This window comes from Kurthia huakuii LAM0618 (genome assembly GCF_000505545.1).
Taxonomy (GTDB): Bacteria; Bacillota; Bacilli; order Bacillales_A; family Planococcaceae; genus Kurthia; species Kurthia huakuii.
The window spans coordinates 542694-568651 of the sequence record NZ_AYTB01000008.1 but is presented as its reverse complement, the minus strand read 5'-3'; the positions used below and the strand labels follow the sequence as shown (position 1 = coordinate 568651).

Sequence of the window (25958 nt, the reverse complement as noted above, 5' to 3'; positions counted from 1 at the left end):
AGCCACCTCTTTTTTTATTTTTTTTTACGAAGTCGTGACACAATGCCCGTACTCTCGCTTTTTACAACCATTTATGATAGGATAAAGTGTATTTTGTATAGATGTAAGGGAGAGCGTTAAACGTGAATATTTCAGATGCCTACACGAGCTCCTTCATTTCTAAGCGAAGTGATTTATTGCTAGAAATGGAACAGTTCGCAGAGGAAAATTATGTGCCAATTATGCAGTTGCCGGCCATTGAAACATTGCTACAAATGTTGCGTATTCAACAGCCTAAACGAATTTTAGAGGTAGGTAGTGCCATTGGCTACTCAGCAATTCGTATGGCGATGACAGTACCACAGTGTCAAATCATTACTATTGAACGTGATGAGACACGTATTGTGAATGCAAAAGATTTTATTGCACGTTCAGAGGTAGCGGACCGCATTAAGCTCATTGAAGGAGACGCATTGGAAGTAGAGGTTACATCCACTCATGAAACTTTTGATGCTATCTTTATTGATGCCGCAAAAGGGCAGTATCAAAAATTCTTTGATAAATATAGCCCACTTGTGAAACAAGGGGGCATTTTATATATCGATAACATGTATATGCATGGTTTATCAGATTTAGATATGAAAGATGTACCAAGAAGAAAAAGAACAATGATTCGTAACCTACACCATTTTGCTGATTGGGTCATTCAAAACGAAGACTATCAATCAACATTTTTCCCAATCGGTGATGGGTTATTAGTTTGTATTAAAAAGTAAGAGGTGACCTATTGATGAAGAAACCTGAATTACTCGTAACGCCGAAATCAGTCAAACATGTAGAAGCGCTACTTATTGCTGGAGCAGATGCGTTTTTAATTGGTGAAGAAAAATTTGGTTTACGTTTAGCAGGCGAGTTTACATTGGAAGATGTAAAGGCAGCCACTGCATTAATCCATGCAGCGGACAAAAAAGTATATGTCGCAATGAATGCGATTTTTCATAACGATCGTGTACCATTGTTAGCGCCATATATGGAAGCAATCGATGAAATTGGTGTTGACGCGATTTATTTTGGCGACCCAGCTGTTGTCATGACAAAGCGTGAAATAAATTCTAAGACACCGCTTCATTGGGATGCGGAAACAATTGCAACAAACTGGTTCCAAGCTAATTATTGGGGTAAACGCGGTGCAACGCGTACATATCTTGCACGTGAATTAGGCGTTGAAGAAATCGTTGAAATCAAAGAAAATGCCAATGTGGAAATCGAAGTGCAAGTACATGGTATGACATGTATGTTCCAATCAAAACGCCCACTTTTAGGTAACTATTTCCTGTATCAAGATAAAGCGATGGAAGTAGAAAATCGTAAAGAAGCACGCAATATGTTTTTACATGATAAAGAACGTGGCAATAAATATCCAATTTATGAAGATTATAATGGCACGCATATTTTTTCACCGGCAGATATGTGCATCATTGATGAGTTAGAAGAATTGTTTGAAGTAGGTATTGATGTATTCCGTATTGAAGGTGTTCTTCAACAAGAAGCATATGTTGTAACCGTTGTAGCGCAATATCGTAAAGCAATCGATACATACTTTGAAGATGAAGATGCTTATATTGATATGAAGGAAGAATTAGTCGAAGCGATTGAAGCGATTCAGCCAGCATTACGTCCACTTGATACCGGCTTTTTCTTCAAGGAAACAGTTTACTAGGGAGGAGCCAAATACGATGGCAACAATTGAAATCAATGATCGTATTAGCGAGATTATCGATGGTAAACGCGTTATTACGAAAAAGCCTGAGCTACTAGCACCTGCTGGTAACTTAGAAAAATTAAAAATCGCTGTACATTACGGCGCAGATGCGGTATTTATCGGAGGTCGAGAGTTTGGCTTGCGTTCAAATGCTGGTAACTTCTCAATTGACGAAATGCGCGAAGGCGTTGATTTTGCAAATAAATATGGCGCAAAAATTTATGTAACAACAAATATTTTTGCTCATAACGACAATATGGATGGTTTAGAAGACTATTTAGTGGCCATTGAGGGAACAGGTGTAACAGGTATCATCGTAGCAGATCCATTAATTATCGAAACATGTCGCGAAGTAGCACCAAAACTTGAAATTCACCTGTCAACGCAACAATCACTTTCCAACTGGAAAGCTGTACAATATTGGAAAGATGAAGGCTTACAGCGCGTTGTGTTAGCGCGTGAAACAGGCGCAGAAGAAATCAAACTGATGAAGGAAAATGTCGATATTGAAATTGAATCATTCGTTCACGGTGCAATGTGTATTGCCTATTCAGGACGTTGTGTACTTTCAAACCATATGACTGCACGCGATTCTAATCGTGGCGGTTGTTGCCAATCATGTCGCTGGGATTATGATTTATATGCAGTTGAAGATGGTGAAGAAAAGCCATTGTTTGCTGAAGACGATGAAGCGTTTGCAATGAGCCCGAAAGACTTGAATTTAATCGAATCAATTCCGAAAATTATTGAATTAGGCATTGATTCAATGAAAGTTGAAGGTCGTATGAAATCGATTCACTATATTGCAACAGTAGTTACTGTTTATCGCAAAGTAATGGATGCCTACTGTGCAGATCCTGAAAATTTTGTCATTAAAAAAGAATGGGTGGAAGAGCTCGCAAAATGTGCAAACCGCGAAACCGATTCGTCATTCTTTGAAGGTGAGCCAGGATTTGAACAACAAATGTTTGGCGTTCATAGTAAACAAACAACATATGATTTCTGCGGTATGGTCCTTGACTACGATGATGAAACACAAATGATTACGTTGCAACAACGTAATTATTTCAAACCAGGCGATGAAGTAGAATTTTTCGGACCGAATATTGAAAACTTCCGCGTTGTTGTGGAAGAAATTTTCGACGAAAAAGGGAATTCATTAGATGCTGCTCGTCACCCACTTGAAATTGTGCGTTTTAAATGCCCAAAAAAAGTAAGCCCATATGATATGATGCGTAAGGAGATGCGATAGATGACAAAAAGTCGCCCAGTTGTAATTGGTATTGCGGGAGGTTCAGGCTCAGGTAAAACGAGTGTTACACATGCCATTTTAGACGTGTTTAAGGACCATTCTGTCGTTGTCATTGAACAAGACTATTATTACAAAGATCAAAGCCACTTAGAATTTGAACAACGTTTAGAAACAAACTATGACCATCCAAATGCGTTTGATAATGAATTATTAGCGCAAGATATTCAAAAATTATTAAATCGTGAAGCTATTGAAAAACCGATTTACGATTATGCATTGCATACACGTTCAAAAGAAACCGTGCATATTGAACCACAAGATGTCATTATTCTTGAAGGAATTCTTGTACTAGCAGATGAAGGTTTACGGGATTTAATGGATATGAAATTATTCGTTGATACCGATGCGGATTTACGCATTATCCGTCGTATTTTACGTGATATTAACGAACGTGGTCGCTCGATGGATTCTGTTATCGATCAATATTTAAGCGTTGTACGTCCAATGCATAATCAATTTATTGAGCCAACAAAGCGTTACGCAGATATTATTATTCCTGAAGGCGGCGAAAATAAGGTCGCAATCGATTTAATGGTGACAAAAATCAAAACAATTCTTGAATCTAGCAACATAGTGTAATATTATGGATAGTGAGAATTTGTCTTTGAACCGATAAATTTTTTTATTGGGGACGTTACACTAACTAACAGCTATGTCGCTTACTACATTTTAGTAAGCGACATAGTATTTTTATTACTTGCCGTTATGGTTAGGAATAGAAATCTCGTTTAACCATACGGACTATTGGGGATAGCTTAGTAAATAAGGGCAAAAGTGCTCTGTTCCTAAGAAAAGGTTCAATACTTGTACAGTAATTAAGGAGTGACTAGCATGTCAGCAGAAAAACAATACCCGATGACTGCAGAGGGTAAAGCAAAATTAGAAAAAGAATTAGAAGAATTAATTACCGTAAAACGACCGGAAGTTGTAGAGCGTATTAAAATCGCTCGCGGCTATGGTGACCTTTCAGAGAACTCTGAGTATGATGCAGCGAAAGACGAGCAAGGTTTCGTAGAAGGCCGTATCAAATTAGTAGAAACAATGATTCGTAACGCCGTTATCATTGAAGAAGGAGCAGACAGTTCTGACATTTGTTCAATCGGCCGTACAGTAACATTCCAAGAAGATGGTGATGAGCCTGAAACATACCAAATTGTTGGTTCAGCAGAAGCAGATCCATTTGAAGGTCGTATTTCAAATGACTCACCAATCGCAAAAGGTTTACTAGGTCACAAAGTTGGCGAAACAGTTAAGATTTCAACTCCTGGTGGCGAATTCAGCGTCAAAATTATCGAAGTGAAATAATTGCTTTGTAAAAGAGAAGCGGCAGGCAACTTTTGCTTGTCGCTTTTCGTTTTGTTAACGAAATGTAGCGCGATTGTAATATGTGCAAAGCGCGTTACTTCTTAAAAATATGCTATGATATGCTTATGAGGTGATGACATTGGACCAACAACCACCACAACAAAGGCGCCGACGTTATAATCCAACGCCTGAACCTAATAATAAAAAATCCGATAAACTATTAAATATCGCGATTGCCGTTGTTAGTATTTTAATTGTGATCGTTGGCTATTTTGTTCTTACATATGATGGTTCTGATCAACAAACAACTGAACAGAAAACAGAACAAAAAGAGACAAATTCACGTACAGAAGATGTACAAAAAGAACAAGAACAAGCGAAAAAAGAACAAGCGCAACAACGCGCTGAAGATGCACAAAAGGATATTACAGAACGTTCAACAGTAACGCAAAGTGAATCAAGTGATGCGAATGTTGAAATGACCATTGTCGATTCAACATGGAAACCAACAAAAACCACACAAACGGAAAATATTGGAGAAGGCCACGTATCTGCTTATGATGGTACTTCAGTCGATTGGCAAGAAAAAGTAACGACATTGGCAACGGTTACGAATATTCCTGAAGATACGATGAAAATTATTCGCGTGAAAAATGGTGGCGCAAATGATCGGACCATCGGTATTGTAACAACTGTAGATGGTGCGAAAAAATATCGTGTAACATTGCAATGGGTAGCTGATAAAGGCTGGAAAGCAGAACAAATCGATGTTTTAAAAACATTAGAAGGCACTTATTAATGTAGAAAAATCCTGTAGTTCTTGACGACTACAGGATTTTTTGTATATCGTAGAGAAGATAGAATTTGAAAGGTGGAAATAACCATTATGAAAATCGCAGTAATCGGCGCAATGGAAGAGGAAGTAGAACTTCTACGCGCAACATTAGAAAATGCAACATCTGAAACAATTGCCAACAGTGAATATACACAGGGAACATATAAAGGAAAAGATGTTGTGTTATTAAAATCGGGTATTGGCAAAGTAAATGCAGCAATGTCTACAACAATTTTACTGGAGAAATATCATCCAGATGTTGTCATCAATACAGGTTCAGCAGGTGGCTACGATGAAGCACTTGATGTTGGCGCAATCGTTATTTCAGATGAAGTACGTCACCATGACGTAGATGCTACTATTTTCGGCTATGAAATTGGCCAAGTACCACAAATGCCAGCAGGCTTTAAAGCAGATGAACATTTAATGAACATTGCACAAGAAGCGGTAGCTGAAGTAGGCGCGCATCAATCAGCAACAGGATTAATTACAACAGGGGACGCATTTATGAACGACCCTGTACGAGTTGAAAAAGTGCGTGGTCAATTCCCAACGATGAAAGCTGTTGAAATGGAAGCAGCTGCAGTTGCACAAGTATGTTATCAATTTGGTACACCATTTGTTGTTATTCGCGCATTATCAGATATTGCTGGGAAAGAATCAAATATTAGTTTTGATGAATTTTTACCAGTTGCTGCAAAACATTCAACGCAAGTTGTGTTAAAAGCAATTGAAAAATTATAAGTTTGCATGTGAAGGGCCGCCGATGTGCGGTTCTTTTTTTATGGCACAAAAAAACATGCTAGCTTTATGATTATAAAGCCGAGCATGCTTAAAAATGTTCACTATATTTTTTTGAGCTGAAAATTCGCAACCATCACATATGATAGTACAAGGAAAATAACTAAGTAGACACCAGGATTAATAAATGGCGCAATCAAGAATGATGCGGTTAAAATAACGCCTGCTGCTGTAATTGGCAAACCGGTGAAACAACCATTTGCTTCTGACACATTAAAGCGTGCCAGTCGAAATGCGCCACATACGATATAAAGTATTGCCGCAATCATACCTGCTGAACCTAGTTGAGCTAAGACGGATGAATATAATAATAAGGCCGGGGCGACACCGAATGAGATAATATCGCTCATCGAGTCAAGCTGTTTACCAAGCTCTGATTCTTGATTAAATTTTCTAGCAATTTTTCCATCGTAGCGATCTAACAGTGCTGCGATGAAAATATAAAGGACCGCATGACTATAGGCTTCACTAAACGTCGCCATAATCGATGCCCCGCCGAACGAAATATTACATAGCGTAACAATATTCGCTAGTTGTGACTTTACTTTTTTTATAGTCTCATCGACTCTTTGGAGTAAAAACATGAATTGTGCTCCTTTATTTTCTTGTAGCTTTATTATACTGTTAGTTAAGAAAACAAACAGATGCCAAGGGAGTTAAACTAGATGCTTAAAGAAAAATTATACCGCACTATGATCGAACTAACAAACAGTAAAATGACATCAAAAATGCTTCAACATATAATGACGAGCCCTATTAGTAAAAGTTTCATCCCGTCATATAAACAATTCTACGAGATTAATACCGAAGAAGTTTCACAATCGCTCGATAAATTTACGTCACTACAAAAGTTTTTTACACGAGAATTAATCGACACGGCGCGACTAATTGATGCAAATCCACACCATATTGTAAGTCCTGTAGACGCAAAAATTGAATCATTTGGTGAAATTACAACAGAGCAGCAATTTGTTGTGAAAGGAAAAAACTATTCATTACATGATTTACTAGGAAAAGATGAACATGCAGCGCATTATAAAAACGGACAATACATCGTCTTTTATTTAAGCCCAGCAGATTATCATCGTATGCATAGTCCAGTTGATGGTAATGTGTTGCGCCAATATGTACTTGGCAATCGTTCTTATCCTGTAAACAAGTTAGGATTGACGTATGGGAAGCAACCACTCTCACATAACTATCGTCTTGTTACGGAACTGCAAACTACTTGTGGACGGACTGCATTTATTAAGGTGGGTGCGATGTTTGTCAATTCTATCAAGCTGACAAATACGACCGAACAATGGATAAAAGGCGAAGAGGTTGGCTATTTTGAATTTGGTTCAACGGTCATTATGTTATTTGAAAAAGATTGTGTAACATTCTTTGATAATGTTCAAAAGAACGCAGTAATCCGAGTGGGTGAAGCGTTTGCGGATGTGTTATAATCTTTTAAGTAACTTGTTGCACAATGAATAATTGAAAAATGAGGGAAATAGTTTTGTATAAACGTTTTATGCCAAGAGAGTTTGTAGATTCTGTTTATGATGTAACGCCTGAAAAATTGCATGCGTTAGGGATTAGAGGAATTATTACAGACCTTGATAATACATTAGTAGAATGGGACCGCGCAGATGCCACGCCAGAATTAATGGCTTGGTTAAAGCTTATTCGCGATTCGGGCATCCAAGTGGTCATTGTGTCAAACAACAAAGAGGCACGCGTGAAGCATTTTGCTGCACCGCTTGACTTACCGTACATTTTCCAAGCAAGAAAGCCGCTGACGAATGCCTTTCAACGCGGTTTGCAATTGATGAATCTACCATCACACCAAGTGTTGATGCTAGGGGATCAAATGATGACGGATATGCTCGGTGCAAATGCGCTTCATTTGCATACAATTTTAGTGAAACCTGTCGCTCAATCGGACGGCCTTGTTACGAAATTAAACCGTCGCCTAGAACGCCGCGTATTTAATTATTTACGCAAAAAAGGTATTGAAACTTGGAGGGAAAAATAAATTATGAACGAAATGCCACACTGCATTGGTTGCGGCACACAAATCCAAACGGAAGATTCAAAAGCACCTGGATTCGCACCAGCATCAGCACTTGAAAAGGAAGAAATTATTTGCAAGCGCTGTTTCCGTTTAAAAAATTATAATGAATTACAACCTGTTGCCCTAACGGATGATGACTTCTTACGTATTTTAAATGGTCTTGGAACACAAAAAGGCTTAATTGTAAAAATCGTTGATATTTTTGATTTTAATGGAAGTTGGTTACCAGGGTTACACCGTTTTGTCGGCAACAACCCGGTATTATTAATCGCGAACAAAGTTGATTTATTACCAAAATCAATTAACCCGAAAAAAGTAGTTAACTGGATTCGTCATGAAGCAAAACAGCTTGGCTTGAAACCAGTTGATGTGTTACTTGTATCAGCACATAAAGGTACGGGCATTGAAGAAGCCATGACAAAAATCGAGGAATATCGTCGTGGGGAAGATGTTTATGTAGTAGGTTGTACGAATGTAGGGAAATCAACATTTATTAACCGTATTATCAAACAAGCAACTGGACAAGGTGATGTCATTACAACGTCATACTTCCCAGGGACAACACTTGATATGATTGAAATTCCATTAGATGATAAAAAAGCAATTTTTGATACACCAGGGATTATTAATCACCACCAAATGGCGCACTATATTGACCCATCAGAATTAAAATATATTATGCCGAAAAAAGAAATTAAACCTAAAACATTCCAGTTGAATGCGGAACAAACGCTATTCATCGGTGCATTGGCGCGCTTTGACTTTATTCAAGGAATGCGCTCAAATTTCACTGTGCACATCGCGAATGATTTAACGATTCACCGTACAAAGCTTGAAAAGGCTGATGAATTATATGCGACACATAAAGGAGACCTACTTGCGCCTCCAACAAAAGAATTCATCGAACAATTACCAGAGTTAGTGCGCCATGAGTTCTCAATTAAAGAAGGTAAAACAGATATCGTATTCTCTGGACTTGGTTGGATTACAGTCCAAAATCCAGATGTTGTTATTGCGGCTTACGCTCCAGCTGGCGTAGAAGTAATGATTCGTCCGTCACTTATTTAGGGGGAAATTAACGTGAAAAAATGGTATGCAGTCATTGGAAATCCGATTGAACATTCACTATCACCACTTATGCACAATACGTGGATGACATCGGAGGAACGCGATGCGGCGTATTTACCGCTGCATGTGTTACCGGAAAATTTAGAGCAAGCATTTGAAGGAATGAAACTGTTAGGTATTAGTGGTTTTAACATTACGATTCCACATAAAGAAACGATTATTCCGCTGTTAGATGAACTAGATCCGCTTGCCGAGAAAATGGGAGCCGTTAATACGGTTGTCCGTCAAGGAAATGGCACGTATAAAGGCTATAATACAGATGGGCTTGGTTTTGTGAAATCGCTGGAAGATGCAGTGGGCAAAACACATAGAGACAAACAGGTATTAGTGATTGGTGCTGGTGGCGCGTCACGCGGTATTTGCTTTGCACTTGTACAGGAAGGTTATACAAATATTACTGTAGCAAACCGTACCATCACAAAAGCGCAAGCAATTTGTGATGAACTAGACGTGGCCGCGCAAGCTTTATCGCTTGATGAGGCGGAAGCGCAACTAGCGGAATTTGGCATTATCGTGCAAACAACATCAGCAGGACTCAATCATAGCAACTTTGAATTGCCATTATCGCTCGAAAATTTATCTAAGACTGCAATTGTCGCGGATATTGTGTATAATCCATTAATGACACCATTTTTAGCACAGTCAAAAGAAAAAGGAGCTACAGTCGTTACTGGCTTAGGCATGTTTATCCATCAAGGGGCGCTTGCTTATAGTTATTGGACCGATGTATATCCTAAAGCAGCCGTCGTAGAGGACGTCCTGCTTGCAAATTTAGGAGGAAACAAATAGATGTTAACAGGCAAACAAAAACGATTTTTACGTGCGGAAGCGCACCACTTAGACCCGATTTTCCAAGTAGGAAAAGGCGGTGTCAATGAAGCGCAATGCGAGCAAATTCGCCAAGCATTAAATGCACGTGAGTTGTTAAAAGTGCGCATTTTAGATAACTGTGAAGATGACAAAAAAGTTGTCGCAGCAGAATTAGTAGAAGGCACAGGAGCAGAATTAGTACAATTAATCGGCTTAACTGTCGTATTATATAAACAAGCGTCAAAACGCGAAAACCGCAAAATCGAATTACCACGCGCGTAAGGATGATAGTTATGAAGAAAATTGGTCTATTAGGCGGCACATTTAACCCGCCCCATATCGCCCATTTAATAATGGCAAATGAAGTAGCCAGCAAGCTCGGGCTTGATGAAGTACGGTTTATGCCCAATGCTGTACCACCACATAAAGTAAAACAAGGGGATGCAACAGCAAAAGAACGCCTTGAAATGACGAAGCGAGCGATTGCTGACAATCCTTTATTTACGCTTGAACCATTTGAAATAGAACGCGGTGGTGTTTCGTATACAGTAGAGACGATGGCATTGTTAACAGAACGTGAACCAAATGTAATGTTTTACTTTATCATTGGCGGCGATAGTATCGATGGACTTAGCACATGGTATCATATAGATGAGCTCATGAAGTTAGTGCATTTTGTAGGTGTACAACGACCAGGCTTTTTTGCTAAGACAGAGTATGATGTGGAGCTCGTTGAAGCACCGCTAATAGACCTTTCTTCAACGATTATTCGCGAGCGCCTACAGACGGGAGAACCCGTCCGCTATTTACTGCCAGAAGCAGTGGAACAATATATTCGAGAGGAAGGATTATATGGAACGCGCTAAGTTACTTGCAGCGATGAAAGACCGTATGCCTGAAAAACGTTATATTCACACAATTGGCGTAACAGACACGGCGATGGCTCTTGCGGAGCGATTCGGACAAAATCCGAAAAAAGCGGAAGTTGCAGCAATTTTACATGATTCATGTAAATATGCAGACCGTGAATGGATGAAGCAAATGATTATTGAACAACAGATGGATCCAACATTATTGTTGTACCATCATGAATTATGGCATGGGCCTGTAGGTGCTTATGTAGCAAGACAGGAGTTTGGTGTGGAAGATCCGGACATGCTCAATGCAATTCGTTTCCATACGACAGGTCGCATTGGAATGAGTGATTTAGAAAAAATTGTCTATATTGCAGACATGATTGAACCGAATCGTAAATTTCCGGATGTAGATAAATTGCGAGAAGCCGCTAAAACAATGGAGTTAAATGACTTAATGATTACATGTTTAAGTCATTCCATTATGTTTTTAATGTCGAAACATCAACCTATATTCCCAGATTCATTTAATTGTTACAATGATTTATTGCTAAATAAGAAGGGACTTAAATCATGACACAAACACTTTTAGATACAGTTTTTAAAGCAGTAGATGACAAACGCGCCGAGGATATCGTCGTTTTAAATATGCAAGGAATTTCTTTACTATCAGATTATTTCTTAATTTGTAGTGGTGGTTCTGAACGTCAAGTGCAAGCAATCGCGCGCGAAGTAAAAGAGCAAGCTGAAAAAGCGGGCTATGATGTAAAGCGTATGGAAGGTTTTGACGCAGGTCGCTGGGTATTAGTAGATGCAGGGGATGTAGTAGCTCATATTTTCCACAAAGATGAGCGTAGCTACTATAACTTAGAACGTTTATGGGGCGATGCGCCAGAAACATTTGTAGCAGCTGACTCAAATGACTAATAGTTATGGTCGTTTTGCAGAAGTGTATGATGCACTGATGACCGATATTCCATATGCGGAATATGTTGAATGGGTGAAAGCACATGCACCTGCAGAACACAATCGTACATTGCTTGATGTAGGTTGCGGTACAGGCGTAATGGCTGTCGAATTTGCGAAAGCAGGTTATCAAGTGAGTGGACTCGACTTATCAGAGGAAATGCTCATGGTCGCAAGTGAACGCTGCTACGAAGAAGATGTGAATGTCTTTTTCGTCTGCCAATCGATGGATGAATTAGCTGGCTTTAATGAACTTGATGTTGTAACGATTCCAATTGATTCATTAAACTATGTACCACAGCAACAAGCTGTAGCACAAACTTTTACACGTATTTATGAGGCACTAAAATCGGGTGGGCATTTATTTTTTGATGTGCATTCACTTTATAAAATGGATGACATTTTTATGGACAGTCCATTCACATATGATGATGGCGATATCACCTATTTATGGGATACCGAAGCGGGTGAAGTACCTCATTCTGTACATCACGATATGTTATTTTACATTGTGACGGCAGATGGCACATATGAGCGCTTTGAAGAGCAACATTATCAATGTACTTATCCGATTGAAGAATATATGGCCATGTTACAACAAGCAGGCTTTACGAATATTACCGTGACGGCAGACTTTACTGAAGAAGTGCCATCGCTTGATTCGGAAAGAATTTTCTTCCATTGTGTAAAATAAACTTGTAAAAATTAGAAAATATTGTATATTGGAATTAGCTTCTATGAATGCCGAAAGAAAGGTGCGTGAAGCTAATTCCTTTTTTTATGCAATATAAAAAGCAACTTCTTATCGGCGGCGCCATTTTAGGTGCCATCCTCTTTTATTTCTTCAATCAATCATCTACGAAACAACCTACAACACCACTCGACCCAATTGAACAACTCGCGACGAATACACCACAAGAGACACCAAAACCAATTGAACAACAAAGCGATGAACGAACAGTGCTTGAAACAACGATAGCAGTCGATGTCAAAGGCGCTGTTAAAAAACCAGGCGTTTATACAATGGAGTCAGATGATCGCGTATACGACGCAATTATGGCTGCTGGAGGCTATAAAGACACCGCTAACTCAAAAGCAATTAACCATGCTGCCCGAGTTCAAGATGAAATGGTCATCTATGTACCAAAACGCGGTGAAAAAGTAGATGAGGTAGGTGCTACAAATACTGTGGTAGCCCCTTCACAACAAGAAACCGACCAGGCGCTTGTTAACTTGAATACAGCAGATGAAGCAGTTCTCCAAACAATTAGTGGTATTGGTCCTGCAAAAGCAAAAACAATCATTCAACATCGTACGGATAATGGACCATTTCAAAGCGTAGACGATTTAAAAAATGTTTCCGGATTTGGTGAAAAGACAGTAGAAAGACTCCGGCCACTCGTTACTGTTCAATAGTCTGACTTCTCCTAAAAGCATTGACGATAAAAAGAATCGAAGGCTACACTAGACAATAAGACATCATTAGGAGGCATTCATATGGAGCGTATTACATGGGACCAATTTTTTATGGCGCAAAGTCATTTATTAGCGCTGCGTAGCACATGTACTCGCCTATCAGTAGGCGCAACAATTGTGCGCGATAAACGAATCATTGCTGGGGGTTATAACGGCTCAATTTCAGGTGATGATCATTGTATTGATAAAGGCTGTTATGTCGTCGATAACCATTGCGTGCGTACAGTACATGCAGAAACGAATGCATTATTACAATGCGCAAAGTATGGGACACCAACAAATGGCGCTGATTTATATGTGACGCATTTCCCGTGCTTACCATGCACGAAATCAATTATTCAATCGGGTATTAAAAATTTATATTACGCAAAAGATTATAAAAATAATGATTATGCGATTGAATTATTTGAGCAAGCCGGCGTTAACGTGTTACATGTGCCGTTTGATGAGCGTAAAATCGACTTTTTAAGCGATGAAAAAGTGACATTATATTTATCTTTACTAAATGAATTGCGTGATAAAGGCGCAACGCCAGAAGAATTGGCACCTTATGAACAGAAGGTGGAACAATTATTTGGTCAACACATTTTAGAAACGAAGTAATTTTCCTTGCTTTGGCAACATTGCTAGCGACATTGGCCGCTTCGGTGTCACCAAAGCTTTTTTTATTATTCCTCCCGTACAGTGTATTTCTTATATGGCGCGGCCATTCTAAGATTTTTATGACTACATTACTGCTATTAGCAACGGCTATTGCATGGCGCACATATACCACACAGCAATTACCTACTACACTCCCCAACGAAATTACACTGACATTCCAAGACAACACAAAAATAAATGGTCAAACATTGCGAGGCTTTGCCACGTCTGAGTATGGTCGCATCTACATTACGTATACGATGCATAGCGCACAAGAGAAAAAACAACTGTTGACCACGCCTCTTGCAGGTTTAACGATTCAAGCATCTGGCGAATTAATACCACCAGAACCACCATTGCATCGCTATCAGTTTTCAATGCGAGATTATTTGAAAAGTCAGCAGGCAACAGGTATTTATGAAATTGAACACTTTGAGGCAATTCGTTATGATAACGGAATTACGGCGAAGTTAGCGCGTTACCGATACAAGTTAATGAGCCACATTGATGCTCATTTTCCGCAATCGTTGCGCGGTGAAGCGAAAGCATTATTGTTCGGTGATCAGCAGGACATCGATGATGAGTTATCACGCGCTTATCAAATTTTAGGTATTACGCATTTATTTGCTATTTCAGGATTGCATATTGCATTGTTAGGCGGTGCCTTTTATCAAATACTACTATTTTGTGGAATGCGCATCTATTATGCTAAATGGTTACTTGTACTTGCATTACCAACGTACGCGATTTTAGCAGGTAGTTCACCATCTGTATGGCGTGCTGCCATTATGACAATGATTGTTGTACTTTTACAGATGCGCCAAACAAAATTAACTGCAGCGGATGCGCTGGCGCTAACTTTTATTGGTTTTGTACTCTATAATCCAAGTGTCGTCTATCAAGTTGGATTTCAATTATCTTATTTAGCAACAGCATCATTGATTTATTCTACGAAAATTTTATTGACAAGCAATTGGCTAAAAAATGCTTTTTTTATGACATTCGTTTGTCAAATGTTTGTCTATCCATTACTGCTCCATCATTTTTATGAATTGAGTTTATCCTCTTTTATTGTCAATGTCATCTTAGTACCGCTGTTTTCGTTTATGATATTACCGCTGAATCTTATGTTCTTTATATTATCGTATAGTATGCCCTCGCTGAGTGCATGGCTATTAGCATTATATGAACCTTTTCGAACGCAATTAACAACGGCACTAATATGGCTTGCAGAAAGGCCGTATCAACTTTGGCAACCAGGAAAACCAGACTTTCTATGGTTGATTATCGCAATGATTGGCGTGTTTTTATTATTTATTATGTTTGAAAAACGACGTTATGGTTTAGCATTGCTAGCAGTCTTATGTCCTGTTGTACTACTTGAAATGAAACCTCTGTTACATGACGAATTGCGTATTACGTACTTAAGTGTTGGTCAGGGAGATTGTACAATTATTGAATTGCCACATAAAAAAGGTGTATATGTTGTAGATGCTGGAGGTGTATTGCGCTTTCAACAGGAAAATTGGAAGACGAGTGAGACGCCGTATGAAGTTGGACGCCGTATCGTTGTACCGTATTTAAAAGGGCGTGGATTGACAACGATTGATACGCTTATTTTGACACATGCTGATGCGGATCATGTAGAAGGTGCTGAAGAAGTCATGCAAGAAATACGCGTTCGAGAAATTCATATCACACCGAATTCATCAACAAAAACAGTAATGGCTGATGTGCTGGCTGAAGCAACTACTCAGCGCATACCCGTACTTGAGCGTATGGCTGGTTCGAATTGGCAGCAGGGGGACGTGACATTTTCATATATTTGGCCGAAAGAGACAACCTATGATGGAAATAATGATTCGCTTGTTTTACACGTTGCGAGAGGCTCTTTTTCAACGCTTCTAACAGGCGATATTGAAGAAGCAGGCGAATTATCACTTGTGCACGAGACACTGTTACAAACAACGATTTTGTCTCCTGGGCACCATGGGTCAAAAACATCGAGTAGTGAGGCATTTCTACAAGCGACACAACCACAGCTAGCGATATTTTCAACAGGGAAAAATAATCGCTACGGTCATCCAGCACAAGAAGTGCGCGAGCGATATAAAAAGCAGCAGATTCCAACTTTAAATACGGCTGAGGATGGTACGGTGGAAGCGATTGTCACAAATACATCATGGTATGTCAAACAGCGACAATAGTGACATGATTTCAAAGAAGAAGGTAGTATGAGTTGACCTTTTTTGTGTATACTTAACGTATTATAGGAGTTGGTTTACATGTTTCAAAAAGTATGGAAAGAAATAGCGAACGGTCATATTGAACCGGTTTATGTCATTGCAGGAGAGGAGTCGTATTTTATTGATGAAACGTTACAGCGATTAAAAGATAAACTAGCAGAGCAAGGCGAGCTTGATATTATGAATTATGATTTGGACGAGCAATTAGTTGATGAAGTCATTGATGAAGCAGATACAATTCCTTTTTTCTCTGATCGAAAGCTAGTTGTCGCAAAAAATGCCTCATTTTTAAAGGCAACTGAAAAAGGTAAAGAAAAGCTTAATCATGATTTAAAAAAATTAGAACGCTTCTTGCAATTTCCGTCAGAAACGTCTGTAACAGTATTTATAGCACCCTATGCGAAGTTAGACGAACGTAAAAAGGTGACGAAGCAAATGAAGGAGCATGCATTATATTTATTTGCAGAAACACCAAAAGAACGTGACCTAGCAGTTTGGGCGAAAAATGAAGTCGTTAGTCGTGGTGCTATAATGAATGATAACGCAATAGCGCAATTGATTGAAATGGTTGGTATGAATATGCTACATTTGCGAACGGAAATTGAAAAGTTAGCATTATATGTAGCCGATACGAAAGAATTGATTGAACCACCACTTGTTGAAGCTATGGTTGCTAAAACATTAGAGCAAGACGTTTTTAAACTATTGAATGCTTATATTCGTGGTGACCGTTCAACAGCGTTATCAATTTATCACGATTTGTTGCGTCAAAAAGAAGAACCGATAGCGCTTGTTGCTTTAATATCTTCACAAGTGCGTTTAATGTCTAATGTTTATTATTTATTATCAAAAGGGTACCATCCGCAACAAATTTCAAAACAATTAAAAGTGAACCCATATCGTGTAAAACGTATTGTCGAAGATAGAGGACATATTGGTGACCAACAGTTACTAGATGCACTTTATGGTTTAGGTGATGTGGATTTACAATTAAAAACAATGAGTGGCAATCGCGCTCGTTTTTTAGAGTTTTTCTTGATGAAACCGATTGGCTATCGGATGAACTAGAAGGGATATTAGCGATGAAAACACAACAAAAAATTTTTGTGGCGCTTGTAATAGCTATTTGTCTTATGCTAGCGTTCACCTACAATCATTTTTACCGTACGCCAATGGCTAAAAGTGTGGCTAAAATAGAACTTGAAATGCAATTAATGAAAGATTATCCGTTGAAATCTTTTATTGTTACTAATGGAGCATATGATTATAAAAAAGGTCAGTTTGAGTTTACAGTAACAGATGCAGCAAACAAGGAAAAACCAGAACAGGTTACTGTAACAAACTACAGTCCTTATAAAGTGCTTGACGATTCTATGCCGAATTTAAAACGTGATGATGAAGCAAGTGCTCGTATAGAACAACAAGCAGAGCGCTATATTACTCAACAATTAAAGGGACATTTAACGACCGTACGCAGTGTACAAGCAATGATGGATATTCAAAAAAGCTCACTTGCTACTACACTTAAATGGAAGCCTGAAATGGTCGGGAATCTACTACAACAGCCAACATATGTAGTGATGCTTGATGCGAGTGATTTGTCAACAGAGGCATTTTATGATGCGACGCGTATAATCTATGATGTTTTTCAACAACAAGGTATTGCGTACAAAAAAGTGATAATTATCGGAACTCAACGTGTTCAAGATGTATGGCAAACAACATATAAATTGGAATTTAAAAACGTGATGCCAACACTAAAATCGGTTCATGAATTATAACAAAGAAAAAAGACGTCCCAATCGGAACGTCTTTTTTCTTTCTATATGATATAGAATTAAGCTTTTTTCATTAAACGAGCTTTTGTACGTGCAGCAGCGTTTTTGTGGATTAAGCCTTTTGAAGCAGCTTTATCTACAGATTTAACTGCAACTGTTAATAATTCAGCAGCGTTTTCGTCTTTAGCAACTAAAGCAGTTTCAGCTTTTTTGATAGCTGTACGCATAGCTGATTTAACTTGTACGTTAGCAGCATTCGCTTTTTCTGCAACTTTAACGCGTTTGATAGCAGATTTGATGTTTGGCATGAAATTCACCTCCTAGGATAAATCGAGATGAGCAAAATTCTCAACTTGTGTCTGTATCTAATACAACAAGCATTATTATAGCAAAGCAAGTTATGGAAAAGCAAGAGAGAAATGCAAAGAATATTTACTTGACAGAAAAAAAGTGGCTTTTTTTTAAGAATTTCATCGGAAATGAATGGAACGTTGCCAATGTACTACTGCGACTGCTATAATTCTAGTAGTTTAAATAGGAGTGAAATAGATGAATCGACAAGAATTATTAGATAGACAATCACACATTCGTAACTTCTCTATCATCGCGCATATCGACCATGGTAAATCGACACTTGCCGATCGTATTTTAGAGAGAACGGAAGCATTAACATCACGCGAAATGAAACACCAATTGTTAGACTCAATGGATTTAGAACGCGAGCGAGGAATTACCATTAAATTAAACGCGGTCCAACTAGTGTATAAAGCAAAAAATGGCGAAGAATATACGATGCATTTAATCGACACACCAGGACATGTCGATTTCACATATGAAGTATCGCGTAGTCTAGCAGCTTGCGAAGGTGCTATCTTAGTTGTAGATGCCGCGCAAGGAATTGAAGCTCAAACATTAGCAAATGTATATTTAGCGCTTGATAATGACCTTGAGATTTTACCAGTTATTAACAAGATTGATTTACCTTCTGCAGATCCAGAACGGGTTCGTCAAGAAGTAGAAGATGTAATTGGTTTAGATGCATCGGAAGCGGTATTAGCTTCTGCTAAAGCAGGTATTGGAATTGAAGATATTTTAGAGCAGGTTGTTGAAAAAATACCGGCACCTGAAGGAGATCCAGAAGCAGCATTACAAGCGCTTATTTTTGACTCTGTTTATGATGCATATCGAGGTGTTATTATTTCAATTCGTATTGCGGAAGGCACGGTGAAACCGGGTGATAAAATTCGCATGATGGCAACAGGAGCAGAATTTGAAGTCATTGAAGTTGGTGTTCATACACCGAAAATGACACCGCGTGAGTTCTTAACGGTTGGGGATGTAGGTTATTTAACAGCCTCTATTAAAAATGTTGGAGATACGCGAGTGGGGGATACGGTCACATCTGTCTTAAATGCTGCGCCGGAACCTTTACCAGGCTATCGTAAATTAAATCCAATGGTGTATTGTGGTCTTTATCCAATTGATACAGCAAAATATAATGACTTACGTGAAGCGTTAGAAAAACTAGAATTAAATGACTCAGCACTCCAATATGAACCTGAAACGTCACAAGCATTAGGCTTTGGTTTCCGCTGTGGTTTCTTAGGTTTGTTACACATGGAAATTATTCAAGAACGTATTGAACGAGAATTTAAAATTGATTTAATTACAACAGCGCCATCGGTAATCTATCATGTTGAACTGACGGATGGTGAAGAACTACAAGTAGCAAACCCATCTGAAATGCCAGATCCTCAAAAGATTCAACAAATTGAAGAACCTTATGTTAAAGCAAACATTATGGTGCCAAATGATTATGTTGGTGCTGTAATGGAAATTTGCCAACGAAAACGAGGTAACTTCTTAACGATGGATTATATTGATACGACGCGTGTGAACATTTTCTACGAAATGCCACTATCTGAAATTGTTTATGATTTCTTTGATCAATTAAAATCATCAACAAAAGGATATGCTTCATTCGACTATGAAATGATTGGTTATCAACCATCAAAACTTGTTAAAATGGATATCCTGCTAAATGCTGAACAGGTCGATGCACTGAGCTTTATCGTTCACCGCGATTTCGCATATGAGCGTGGTAAGGTGATTGTTGATAAATTACGTGAACTTATCCCACGCCAACAATTTGAAGTGCCAATTCAAGCAGCAATCGGTACAAAAATTGTGGCACGTTCAACGATTAAAGCAATGCGTAAAAACGTTTTAGCAAAATGTTATGGTGGGGATATCTCACGTAAACGAAAACTTCTTGAAAAACAAAAAGAAGGTAAAAAACGTATGAAACAAGTTGGTTCTGTTGAAGTACCACAGGAAGCATTCATGGCTGTATTAAAAATGGATGATGATCAACCTAAAAAATAATAATTTTAAAAGAGAAGCTTTCTGTTTAGAAGGCTTTTTTTTTGGACTTTTTAACACCTATGAAAAAATTTGGTAACGTAAATGCTAGGTTAAAAGATGTATATAGATAATGTGTTTTAATTAGTGATTATGTAATTAATCCATAAGTAGTTAGTTTTAAATTTGATGTTTTAATTATTAAATTTATAATGAATATTTTTACCTTTTAAAAAGGTAAAAAAAGGTAAAACGCATTCATTTTATAGCAATTTACGAAAGAATACAACGATTTGTGTTTTATTCTAGTGAATTTAGTTTAATTGTATGAATATACAATGAAAAAAGAGGTGGTTTGAATGAAGTCATATAAGCCATTTGGAAAGCGATTATTTGACGTTGTATTTTCACTTCTCTTGTTGCCGATTCTCGTCCCATTTTTTTTATTAGCAATCGTTAGTATTTGGGTGAGTGATGGTCGCCCTATTTTTTTTAAGCAACAACGTGTCGGCCAACAAGGAAAAGTGTTTACAATGTGGAAGTTGCGTACAATGTATATGGATCAAACTAAATTTACTGTAGAACAAGAAGATCGCAGTGCATGGTCTGATGGTATTCCAGATTCATTTGTTTTTAAAGAAAATGCGGACGATCCACGTATTACACCGATTGGGAAATTTCTTCGTAAAACGAGTATGGACGAATTACCACAAGTTTTAAATGTTTTAAGAGGAGAGATGAGTATTATCGGTCCTCGACCCGAAACCCCAAGCTACACATATTACTATTCTCCATATCAAACGAAGCGTTTAGATGTTAAACCTGGTATTACTGGTTGGGCGCAAGTAAATGGTCGTTCCACTATTAACCATGGTCAAAAAATTGAGTTCGATCGTTATTACGTCACACATTATAACCTTAAGTTAGATATGAAAATTTTAAAAAAAACTGTGGCGCAAGTTATACGACGAAAGGGGGCTTATTAGAGTATGAAACCGATGGAATCTCCTTATTCATTACAAGAAATATTACTCGTACTTTGGCGCCAGAAGTGGCTTGTTTTGATCATTACAGTATTAGGTATAGGTGTTGGATACGGCGTTTTTGAACAAACGAAACCCAAATATGAAGCGACAACTGAAATTTTGATTGAAACAGATAAAAGTGACAATTTATTGTATACGCAAAATATGATGGAAACTTATCGTGAGATTTTGACGAGTTCAGCATTGATAAAAAAAGTAAATGATGCAACAGGTTTTGAGCTTTCAACGAATGATTATAATGAAACCGTAAAAATTTCGATGGTCAATACATCACAATTAATTACGATTACAGCAAAATCAACCGATTCAAAGGAGCCAGTAAAACTTGTTAATGGAATTGCAGAAGTATTCAAAAAAGAAATCACGAAATATTCAAAAATTAATACTGCGCTCGTCTTAAATTCAGCAAGTGAAAGTACGTCAAATCAAGAGAGTTCATTTAATCGGTTAATAAGTGTTTTAATCGGAGGAGTCATCGGGTTATTAATAGCTATTGCATATTGTCTTATCCGAGAGATATACAGCACAAAAGTGGATTCTGAGGTAAAGGTACAACGACTTCAAACACAATTACTTGCGAATATTAGTAAACAGGATACGACAAAACATTGGATGTATCATTTAGCGGTATTGATTAGCAATGAAAAAAATACTGGGCGTAAAACAGTGCTCTTATTAAATGATACAAAACAACAAGATAAATATTTACAACAGCTTAGTGGTTTTTTAGCAAGTCATCAAAAAGTAGCGATTTTAAAACAGAGCGGAAATCTAGAGGGGAATACGCATTTTGCTAAAACAACTGATGACGAAGCAGATGCTTTTATTTATAGTTCATCAACACCGATTGCTACATTGCAACAAAAATATTTAGAGTTGGAACAACAATATGATGTAGTGATTGTTGAAACGACTCAATTAGATAGTATGCAAACTATGTTGCTAGCATCGAATCGTACGATGTTTGTTTATTTAGCAAATGCAAAAAAAACGTCGGTAAAACAAGCACAATCCATTTTAAAAAAGGTATCTCAATTGAAGATGCATATTTTAGGCATCGTCATTGTGAAGTAGGAGGGAACCTCAATGAAAAAGTGGATGCAGAAGCAATTAAAGCATCGTTTTATTCGCGCGTTATCTGTATTAGTCGCAGGATCGGCTGTTTCTAGTATTATTTTGCTTTGCATCACACCAATTCTAACAAGGTTATACACGCCAGAAGACTTCGGAGTGCTCTCCATTTTCACTTCCATTTTGTATGTCTTAATGATTATTGTGTCATTTCGTTATGAAGCAGCACTTGTGTTGCCCAAAGAAAAGAAGGCTGCCTTGGCATTATTATTTATTGCTAATGCTAGTACATTTATCGTTGCAGGTATTGTGATTTTGCTACTTGTCTTAACGCCGTTTACAACATGGATTGGCATCGGTGAAACACATTCCTTCTTTTGGATTTTAGGGTTGAGTTTACTGTTCGTTGGTATTTTTCAATCTATGAACAATTGGGCGTTGCGTTATGAACAATATGACATTATTAATCGTGCAAAAATTTCAATGAATACAGGGCAAGGGTTTGGCCAGCTACTCTTTGGATTTTTAAATATGGGTGTGATTGGGTTGCTACTTGGCGAAATGCTTGGGCGATTAACTGGTATGATGCAGTACATTCGTTATTATAGAAAAGATTTGCTTGCTTCACAAAAAACTTCATTACAACAAATGAAAGAAATGGTTATACGCTATAAAAAATTTCCACTTGTTTCGAGTATTTCAAATGTTATTTATAGCGTTGCAGTTAATTTACCACCATTATTTTTAGCAGCTTACTTTGACGTGGCGACAGCAGGATTTTATTATTTGGCACAAAAAATTTTAACCGTTCCAGAGAATTTAGTTGGTTTCTCGGCAACGCAAGTATATTTATCACAAGCAGCAAAAATGATGCAAGATGGACAAGATTTAAAGAAACATTGTTTAGAAACCGTAAAACATCTTTTTATTATAGCGTTTGTAATCATCGTGAGTATTGATATTTTCGCACCGATTGGTTTCACATTTTTCTTTGGGCATGGATGGGATACAACTGTAACATTTATCCAAATTTTATCGCTTATGTATTTTACGAAAATGGTACTACAACCAATCAATGGAGTGTTCCAAGTTTGTGAAGCATTTTATATGCAAATTACGGCTGAGTTGATTCGCCTTGTATTTATTATTTTGGCATTAGTATTTGCGTCAACACATGAGATGACGCATATTGAAGCAATGTGGATGATTAGTATTATGACGACGCTCGGTTATATTGTATGTGCTATTTTTGCATGGCAAGTGATGAATAAGGTAGGTGATAACCGTGACGACATTGGCGATAACTCAAAGCAGCATGAAATCTGATCGACTAATTCTTGGGTGTATCATGCTTAGTATGCTAACAAGCTCATATGTCATCATCGAGCCAGCGCCAACAGATTTATTGCTTATTTTAGCTACGATGTTGGCAATCATACTCAAGAGGATTTATTTTTCAAAAGAAACATTATTAGGAATGCTCATTTTGTTTGGTTTTATTATTGCTAATTTCATCTCGACTTGGCTCGCATATGAGGCGATGGAAGGGATTAGTTACTTTATTATTACACTGTATTTAATCGTCACATGGATTGGTCTTGTCGGCTTTGGTGAAATTTATCGCTCGCGTTTGGCAGAGTCTATTATGCTTTTTTACACGGTAGGAGCTTTCTTCACAGCACTTGTCGCAATTGGCGTATATTTTGCGGTTATACCGAGTAATCCTGATTGGTTTTTATTCGAACGAATTAAAATGTTTTTTAAAGATCCGAATGTTTTTGGGCCATATTTTGTGCTACCGACACTGTATATGTTAGGGCTTGTTGAACAGAAAAGGCGTGGTTTGTACTTCGTTTTATTACTTCTTTTTGTCGGCGCTGTCTTAATCAGTTTTTCTCGAGCAGCATGGTTAAACCTGGTAATCGCCATTGCTGTTTATTACGTACTTCCTCGTGTGAAATTGGCCAACTGGCGTAGTGGTATTACGTTTTATTTAGGAATCGTCGCCATTGCTGCTACAGCAATTATTTTGCAAAATCAAACACTTTTAACGCAATTTACAGAGCGTGCATCGATTCAAAACTATGATAATGAGCGTTTTGCCTCACAAGAAGCCGCATGGCATGAAGGGGTTATATCACCATTAGGGAGTGGCCCGGGACAATCTGAAATACTTTTAACAATTGCACCACATAATGTCTATGCTCGTATTTTTTTTGAGAATGGCTGGTTAGGGTTATTAACATTAATCTTATTTTTAGTCGCTACATTGATTATTTGCGCACGAAAATTTCATTCTGCAAGCTATGGTTATGTGTATCGCATCTGTTTTGCCGTGATAGTAGGACATATCATCAATGGTTTTTTTATTGATACCTTACATTGGCGCCATTTTTGGATAGTTTTGGCATTAGCTTGGATACCGTTGGGAGGAGAGAAAAATGAAAATTGTTCAAATGATTACACGAATGGACGTTCTAGGAGGAGCACAGATGCATTTGATGAGCCTTAGCTTATCACTTGCAGAAGATGGCCATGATGTTTTTATTTTATACGGTGGTAAACGTCATAAAGGTTATGATGTGCAGCATGAAAATATTACGTTTATTTCGTTGGTTCACTTAATACATCCACTTCACGCTATTGAAGATGTGAAGGCGGTACAAGAAGTACACCAAAGATTTCGCGAATTGCAACCAGATATCATCGCCTTGCATTCGTCTAAAGCGGGAACAATTGGTCGTCTTGCAGCAAAGACTTTACACATTCCAACGGTTTTTACAGCACATGGTTGGGCTTTTACAGAAGGAATATCACGTAATAAACGTCGTTTATATCGTTTAGTAGAAAAAGGGCTCGCAACGCAAACGGATGCAATTATTGCGGTATCTCATTACGATGCTAATCTTGCAAGACGCGCCCATATTACTGCTAAAAAGGGCTTATATGTTGTGCACAATGGCATTGTTGGTATGGAGCAGCAAAAAATTGTTCCAACGAAAAATATTGTCATGGTATCTAGATTTCAAGCACCAAAACGTCAAGATTTAGTGCTTGAAGCATTTGCATTGCTAAGAACAGATTTAAATGTAACGTTGACGCTTGTTGGTGATGGGCCATTGAAAGCAGCAGCAGAGCAACAAGCAATTGAACTTGGAATTGCTGAGCGCGTCCATTTTGCTGGAGATCAGCAAGATGTTTCAAGCTATTTGATGAATGCTTCTATTTTTGTGTTGATGTCGGATTTTGAAGGCTTACCTATTTCTATTATTGAAGCAATGGCCGTTGGGTTACCGATTGTGGCTTCGGATGTTGGGGGTGTACATGAATTAGTGAAGCCGGGCTATAATGGCTATACCATTCGTAATGATGCGCAAGAACTTAGTAAATATCTAACGAAAATTTTGACGGATGATAAGGTTAGAAAAATATTGGCGAAACAAAGTCGCAGATTATTTGAACAATCATTTCAATTTAGGCGGACATATCAGCAAACAATAGCAATTTACGAACAAGTGAGGTGTTAG

General features: G+C 38.0%; 29 protein-coding genes. 27 read left to right on the top strand and 2 right to left on the bottom strand.

What is annotated here, in order from left to right:
• The first annotated feature begins 122 nt into the window (after positions 1-122).
• The 7 genes from V514_RS0107230 (at position 123) to mtnN (ending at position 5937) form a co-directional block, all read left to right on the top strand.
• Positions 123-755, top strand: coding sequence for an O-methyltransferase (locus tag V514_RS0107230; protein ID WP_029499272.1), 633 nt, complete (start codon positions 123-125; stop codon positions 753-755).
• A gap of 14 nt (positions 756-769) precedes the next feature.
• A complete protein-coding gene (locus tag V514_RS0107225; protein ID WP_029499271.1) occupies positions 770-1699 on the top strand; it encodes a peptidase U32 family protein in 930 nt (309 codons plus the stop codon).
• 16 nt (positions 1700-1715) lie between these two features.
• Positions 1716-2993 (top strand): peptidase U32 family protein, encoded by a 1278-nt coding sequence (locus V514_RS0107220; protein ID WP_029499270.1) that lies wholly within the window; start codon positions 1716-1718, stop codon positions 2991-2993.
• Positions 2994-3632: a uridine kinase gene (udk, locus tag V514_RS0107215; RefSeq protein ID WP_029499269.1), complete on the top strand. Its 639-nt coding sequence runs from the start codon at positions 2994-2996 to the stop codon at positions 3630-3632. It abuts the gene before it with no gap.
• Positions 3633-3884: 252 nt separating this feature from the next.
• Complete coding sequence (gene greA / locus V514_RS0107210; protein WP_029499268.1) at positions 3885-4358, top strand: transcription elongation factor GreA; 474 nt, start codon at positions 3885-3887, stop codon at positions 4356-4358.
• Positions 4359-4497: 139 nt separating this feature from the next.
• Positions 4498-5157 (top strand): YrrS family protein, encoded by a 660-nt coding sequence (locus V514_RS0107205; protein ID WP_029499266.1) that lies wholly within the window; start codon positions 4498-4500, stop codon positions 5155-5157.
• 87 nt (positions 5158-5244) lie between these two features.
• Positions 5245-5937, top strand: a complete 693-nt coding sequence (gene mtnN, locus V514_RS0107200) for a 5'-methylthioadenosine/S-adenosylhomocysteine nucleosidase (RefSeq protein WP_029499264.1) — start codon at positions 5245-5247, stop codon at positions 5935-5937.
• Between the two features lie 101 nt (positions 5938-6038).
• Here the strand turns inward: mtnN and pssA are convergent, their stop codons facing one another.
• Positions 6039-6578: a CDP-diacylglycerol--serine O-phosphatidyltransferase gene (gene pssA / locus V514_RS0107195; protein ID WP_029499263.1), complete on the bottom strand. Its 540-nt coding sequence runs from the start codon at positions 6576-6578 to the stop codon at positions 6039-6041.
• A gap of 81 nt (positions 6579-6659) precedes the next feature.
• On the opposite strand from pssA, the gene V514_RS0107190 reads away from it, so the two are divergent.
• The 14 genes from V514_RS0107190 to V514_RS0107125 all read left to right on the top strand — a co-directional run bounded on the left by V514_RS0107190 (position 6660) and on the right by V514_RS0107125 (position 17956).
• Positions 6660-7442 (top strand): phosphatidylserine decarboxylase, encoded by a 783-nt coding sequence (locus V514_RS0107190; RefSeq protein WP_029499262.1) that lies wholly within the window; start codon positions 6660-6662, stop codon positions 7440-7442.
• 53 nt (positions 7443-7495) lie between these two features.
• The gene (locus V514_RS0107185; protein WP_029499261.1) at positions 7496-8014 is read left to right on the top strand and encodes a YqeG family HAD IIIA-type phosphatase; all 519 of its coding nucleotides are present in this window, start codon (positions 7496-7498) and stop codon (positions 8012-8014) included.
• A gap of 3 nt (positions 8015-8017) precedes the next feature.
• Complete coding sequence (gene yqeH, locus V514_RS0107180) at positions 8018-9121, top strand: ribosome biogenesis GTPase YqeH (RefSeq protein ID WP_029499260.1); 1104 nt, start codon at positions 8018-8020, stop codon at positions 9119-9121.
• Positions 9122-9133: 12 nt separating this feature from the next.
• Positions 9134-9970, top strand: a complete 837-nt coding sequence (aroE, locus tag V514_RS0107175; RefSeq protein ID WP_029499259.1) for a shikimate dehydrogenase — start codon at positions 9134-9136, stop codon at positions 9968-9970.
• The gene (gene yhbY / locus V514_RS0107170; protein WP_029499257.1) at positions 9971-10273 is read left to right on the top strand and encodes a ribosome assembly RNA-binding protein YhbY; all 303 of its coding nucleotides are present in this window, start codon (positions 9971-9973) and stop codon (positions 10271-10273) included.
• An 11-nt stretch (positions 10274-10284) separates the two neighbouring features.
• Entirely contained in the window at positions 10285-10857 is a 573-nt protein-coding gene (locus V514_RS0107165) for a nicotinate-nucleotide adenylyltransferase (RefSeq protein ID WP_029499255.1), read from the top strand.
• Positions 10844-11422: a bis(5'-nucleosyl)-tetraphosphatase (symmetrical) YqeK gene (yqeK, locus tag V514_RS0107160; RefSeq protein ID WP_029499254.1), complete on the top strand. Its 579-nt coding sequence runs from the start codon at positions 10844-10846 to the stop codon at positions 11420-11422. Before V514_RS0107165 ends, yqeK begins: the two co-directional genes overlap by 14 nt.
• Positions 11419-11772: a ribosome silencing factor gene (gene rsfS / locus V514_RS0107155; protein ID WP_029499253.1), complete on the top strand. Its 354-nt coding sequence runs from the start codon at positions 11419-11421 to the stop codon at positions 11770-11772. The genes yqeK and rsfS overlap by 4 nt, the downstream gene beginning before the upstream one ends.
• Positions 11765-12505 carry a class I SAM-dependent DNA methyltransferase gene (locus V514_RS0107150; protein WP_029499252.1) on the top strand — a complete coding sequence of 247 codons (741 nt, stop codon included), beginning with the start codon at positions 11765-11767 and terminating at the stop codon, positions 12503-12505. The genes rsfS and V514_RS0107150 overlap by 8 nt, the downstream gene beginning before the upstream one ends.
• A gap of 86 nt (positions 12506-12591) precedes the next feature.
• On the top strand, positions 12592-13227 hold the full coding sequence (locus V514_RS0107145; RefSeq protein WP_029499251.1) for a helix-hairpin-helix domain-containing protein: 636 nt from the start codon (positions 12592-12594) through the stop codon (positions 13225-13227).
• Positions 13228-13308: 81 nt separating this feature from the next.
• Complete coding sequence (locus tag V514_RS0107140; protein WP_029499250.1) at positions 13309-13890, top strand: ComE operon protein 2; 582 nt, start codon at positions 13309-13311, stop codon at positions 13888-13890.
• 119 nt (positions 13891-14009) lie between these two features.
• Positions 14010-16136 carry a DNA internalization-related competence protein ComEC/Rec2 gene (locus V514_RS0107135; protein WP_200864016.1) on the top strand — a complete coding sequence of 709 codons (2127 nt, stop codon included), beginning with the start codon at positions 14010-14012 and terminating at the stop codon, positions 16134-16136.
• Between the two features lie 78 nt (positions 16137-16214).
• Positions 16215-17243 (top strand): DNA polymerase III subunit delta, encoded by a 1029-nt coding sequence (gene holA, locus V514_RS0107130; RefSeq protein ID WP_029499247.1) that lies wholly within the window; start codon positions 16215-16217, stop codon positions 17241-17243.
• A gap of 14 nt (positions 17244-17257) precedes the next feature.
• The gene (locus V514_RS0107125; RefSeq protein WP_029499246.1) at positions 17258-17956 is read left to right on the top strand and encodes a YfjL-like protein; all 699 of its coding nucleotides are present in this window, start codon (positions 17258-17260) and stop codon (positions 17954-17956) included.
• Positions 17957-18012: 56 nt separating this feature from the next.
• Here V514_RS0107125 and rpsT read toward each other — a convergent pair whose 3' ends face one another.
• Positions 18013-18261 (bottom strand): 30S ribosomal protein S20, encoded by a 249-nt coding sequence (gene rpsT / locus V514_RS0107120; RefSeq protein WP_029499245.1) that lies wholly within the window; start codon positions 18259-18261, stop codon positions 18013-18015.
• Positions 18262-18502: 241 nt separating this feature from the next.
• Between rpsT and lepA the strand changes: the two genes are divergently transcribed.
• The 6 genes from lepA (at position 18503) to V514_RS0107090 (ending at position 25958) form a co-directional block, all read left to right on the top strand.
• A complete protein-coding gene (gene lepA / locus V514_RS0107115; RefSeq protein WP_029499244.1) occupies positions 18503-20338 on the top strand; it encodes a translation elongation factor 4 in 1836 nt (611 codons plus the stop codon).
• A gap of 335 nt (positions 20339-20673) precedes the next feature.
• Positions 20674-21300 carry a sugar transferase gene (locus V514_RS0107110; protein ID WP_029499243.1) on the top strand — a complete coding sequence of 209 codons (627 nt, stop codon included), beginning with the start codon at positions 20674-20676 and terminating at the stop codon, positions 21298-21300.
• Positions 21301-21303: 3 nt separating this feature from the next.
• Positions 21304-22434: a Wzz/FepE/Etk N-terminal domain-containing protein gene (locus V514_RS0107105; RefSeq protein ID WP_029499242.1), complete on the top strand. Its 1131-nt coding sequence runs from the start codon at positions 21304-21306 to the stop codon at positions 22432-22434.
• A 12-nt stretch (positions 22435-22446) separates the two neighbouring features.
• Positions 22447-23757, top strand: coding sequence for a lipopolysaccharide biosynthesis protein (locus tag V514_RS0107100; RefSeq protein ID WP_029499241.1), 1311 nt, complete (start codon positions 22447-22449; stop codon positions 23755-23757).
• Complete coding sequence (locus V514_RS0107095; protein WP_152528949.1) at positions 23747-24943, top strand: O-antigen ligase family protein; 1197 nt, start codon at positions 23747-23749, stop codon at positions 24941-24943. Before V514_RS0107100 ends, V514_RS0107095 begins: the two co-directional genes overlap by 11 nt.
• A complete protein-coding gene (locus V514_RS0107090) occupies positions 24924-25958 on the top strand; it encodes a glycosyltransferase family 4 protein (RefSeq protein WP_029499238.1) in 1035 nt (344 codons plus the stop codon). The genes V514_RS0107095 and V514_RS0107090 overlap by 20 nt, the downstream gene beginning before the upstream one ends.

Coding starts and splice junctions, on each gene's coding strand:
- V514_RS0107220 (WP_029499270.1), top strand. CDS start 1,716: ATGGCAACAATTGAAATCAATGATCGTATTAGCGAGATTATCGATGGT.
- V514_RS0107125 (WP_029499246.1), top strand. CDS start 17,258: ATGAAAACACAACAAAAAATTTTTGTGGCGCTTGTAATAGCTATTTGT.
- V514_RS0107150 (WP_029499252.1), top strand. CDS start 11,765: ATGACTAATAGTTATGGTCGTTTTGCAGAAGTGTATGATGCACTGATG.
- greA (WP_029499268.1), top strand. CDS start 3,885: ATGTCAGCAGAAAAACAATACCCGATGACTGCAGAGGGTAAAGCAAAA.
- V514_RS0107190 (WP_029499262.1), top strand. CDS start 6,660: ATGCTTAAAGAAAAATTATACCGCACTATGATCGAACTAACAAACAGT.
- V514_RS0107135 (WP_200864016.1), top strand. CDS start 14,010: ATGACTACATTACTGCTATTAGCAACGGCTATTGCATGGCGCACATAT.
- V514_RS0107105 (WP_029499242.1), top strand. CDS start 21,304: ATGAAACCGATGGAATCTCCTTATTCATTACAAGAAATATTACTCGTA.
- V514_RS0107090 (WP_029499238.1), top strand. CDS start 24,924: ATGCATTTGATGAGCCTTAGCTTATCACTTGCAGAAGATGGCCATGAT.
- yhbY (WP_029499257.1), top strand. CDS start 9,971: ATGTTAACAGGCAAACAAAAACGATTTTTACGTGCGGAAGCGCACCAC.
- V514_RS0107225 (WP_029499271.1), top strand. CDS start 770: ATGAAGAAACCTGAATTACTCGTAACGCCGAAATCAGTCAAACATGTA.
- V514_RS0107110 (WP_029499243.1), top strand. CDS start 20,674: ATGAAGTCATATAAGCCATTTGGAAAGCGATTATTTGACGTTGTATTT.
- holA (WP_029499247.1), top strand. CDS start 16,215: ATGTTTCAAAAAGTATGGAAAGAAATAGCGAACGGTCATATTGAACCG.
- lepA (WP_029499244.1), top strand. CDS start 18,503: ATGAATCGACAAGAATTATTAGATAGACAATCACACATTCGTAACTTC.
- yqeK (WP_029499254.1), top strand. CDS start 10,844: ATGGAACGCGCTAAGTTACTTGCAGCGATGAAAGACCGTATGCCTGAA.
- mtnN (WP_029499264.1), top strand. CDS start 5,245: ATGAAAATCGCAGTAATCGGCGCAATGGAAGAGGAAGTAGAACTTCTA.
- V514_RS0107100 (WP_029499241.1), top strand. CDS start 22,447: ATGAAAAAGTGGATGCAGAAGCAATTAAAGCATCGTTTTATTCGCGCG.
- pssA (WP_029499263.1), bottom strand. CDS start 6,578: ATGTTTTTACTCCAAAGAGTCGATGAGACTATAAAAAAAGTAAAGTCA.
- V514_RS0107165 (WP_029499255.1), top strand. CDS start 10,285: ATGAAGAAAATTGGTCTATTAGGCGGCACATTTAACCCGCCCCATATC.
- rpsT (WP_029499245.1), bottom strand. CDS start 18,261: ATGCCAAACATCAAATCTGCTATCAAACGCGTTAAAGTTGCAGAAAAA.
- rsfS (WP_029499253.1), top strand. CDS start 11,419: ATGACACAAACACTTTTAGATACAGTTTTTAAAGCAGTAGATGACAAA.
- V514_RS0107095 (WP_152528949.1), top strand. CDS start 23,747: ATGAAATCTGATCGACTAATTCTTGGGTGTATCATGCTTAGTATGCTA.
- V514_RS0107140 (WP_029499250.1), top strand. CDS start 13,309: ATGGAGCGTATTACATGGGACCAATTTTTTATGGCGCAAAGTCATTTA.
- udk (WP_029499269.1), top strand. CDS start 2,994: ATGACAAAAAGTCGCCCAGTTGTAATTGGTATTGCGGGAGGTTCAGGC.
- V514_RS0107145 (WP_029499251.1), top strand. CDS start 12,592: ATGCAATATAAAAAGCAACTTCTTATCGGCGGCGCCATTTTAGGTGCC.
- yqeH (WP_029499260.1), top strand. CDS start 8,018: ATGAACGAAATGCCACACTGCATTGGTTGCGGCACACAAATCCAAACG.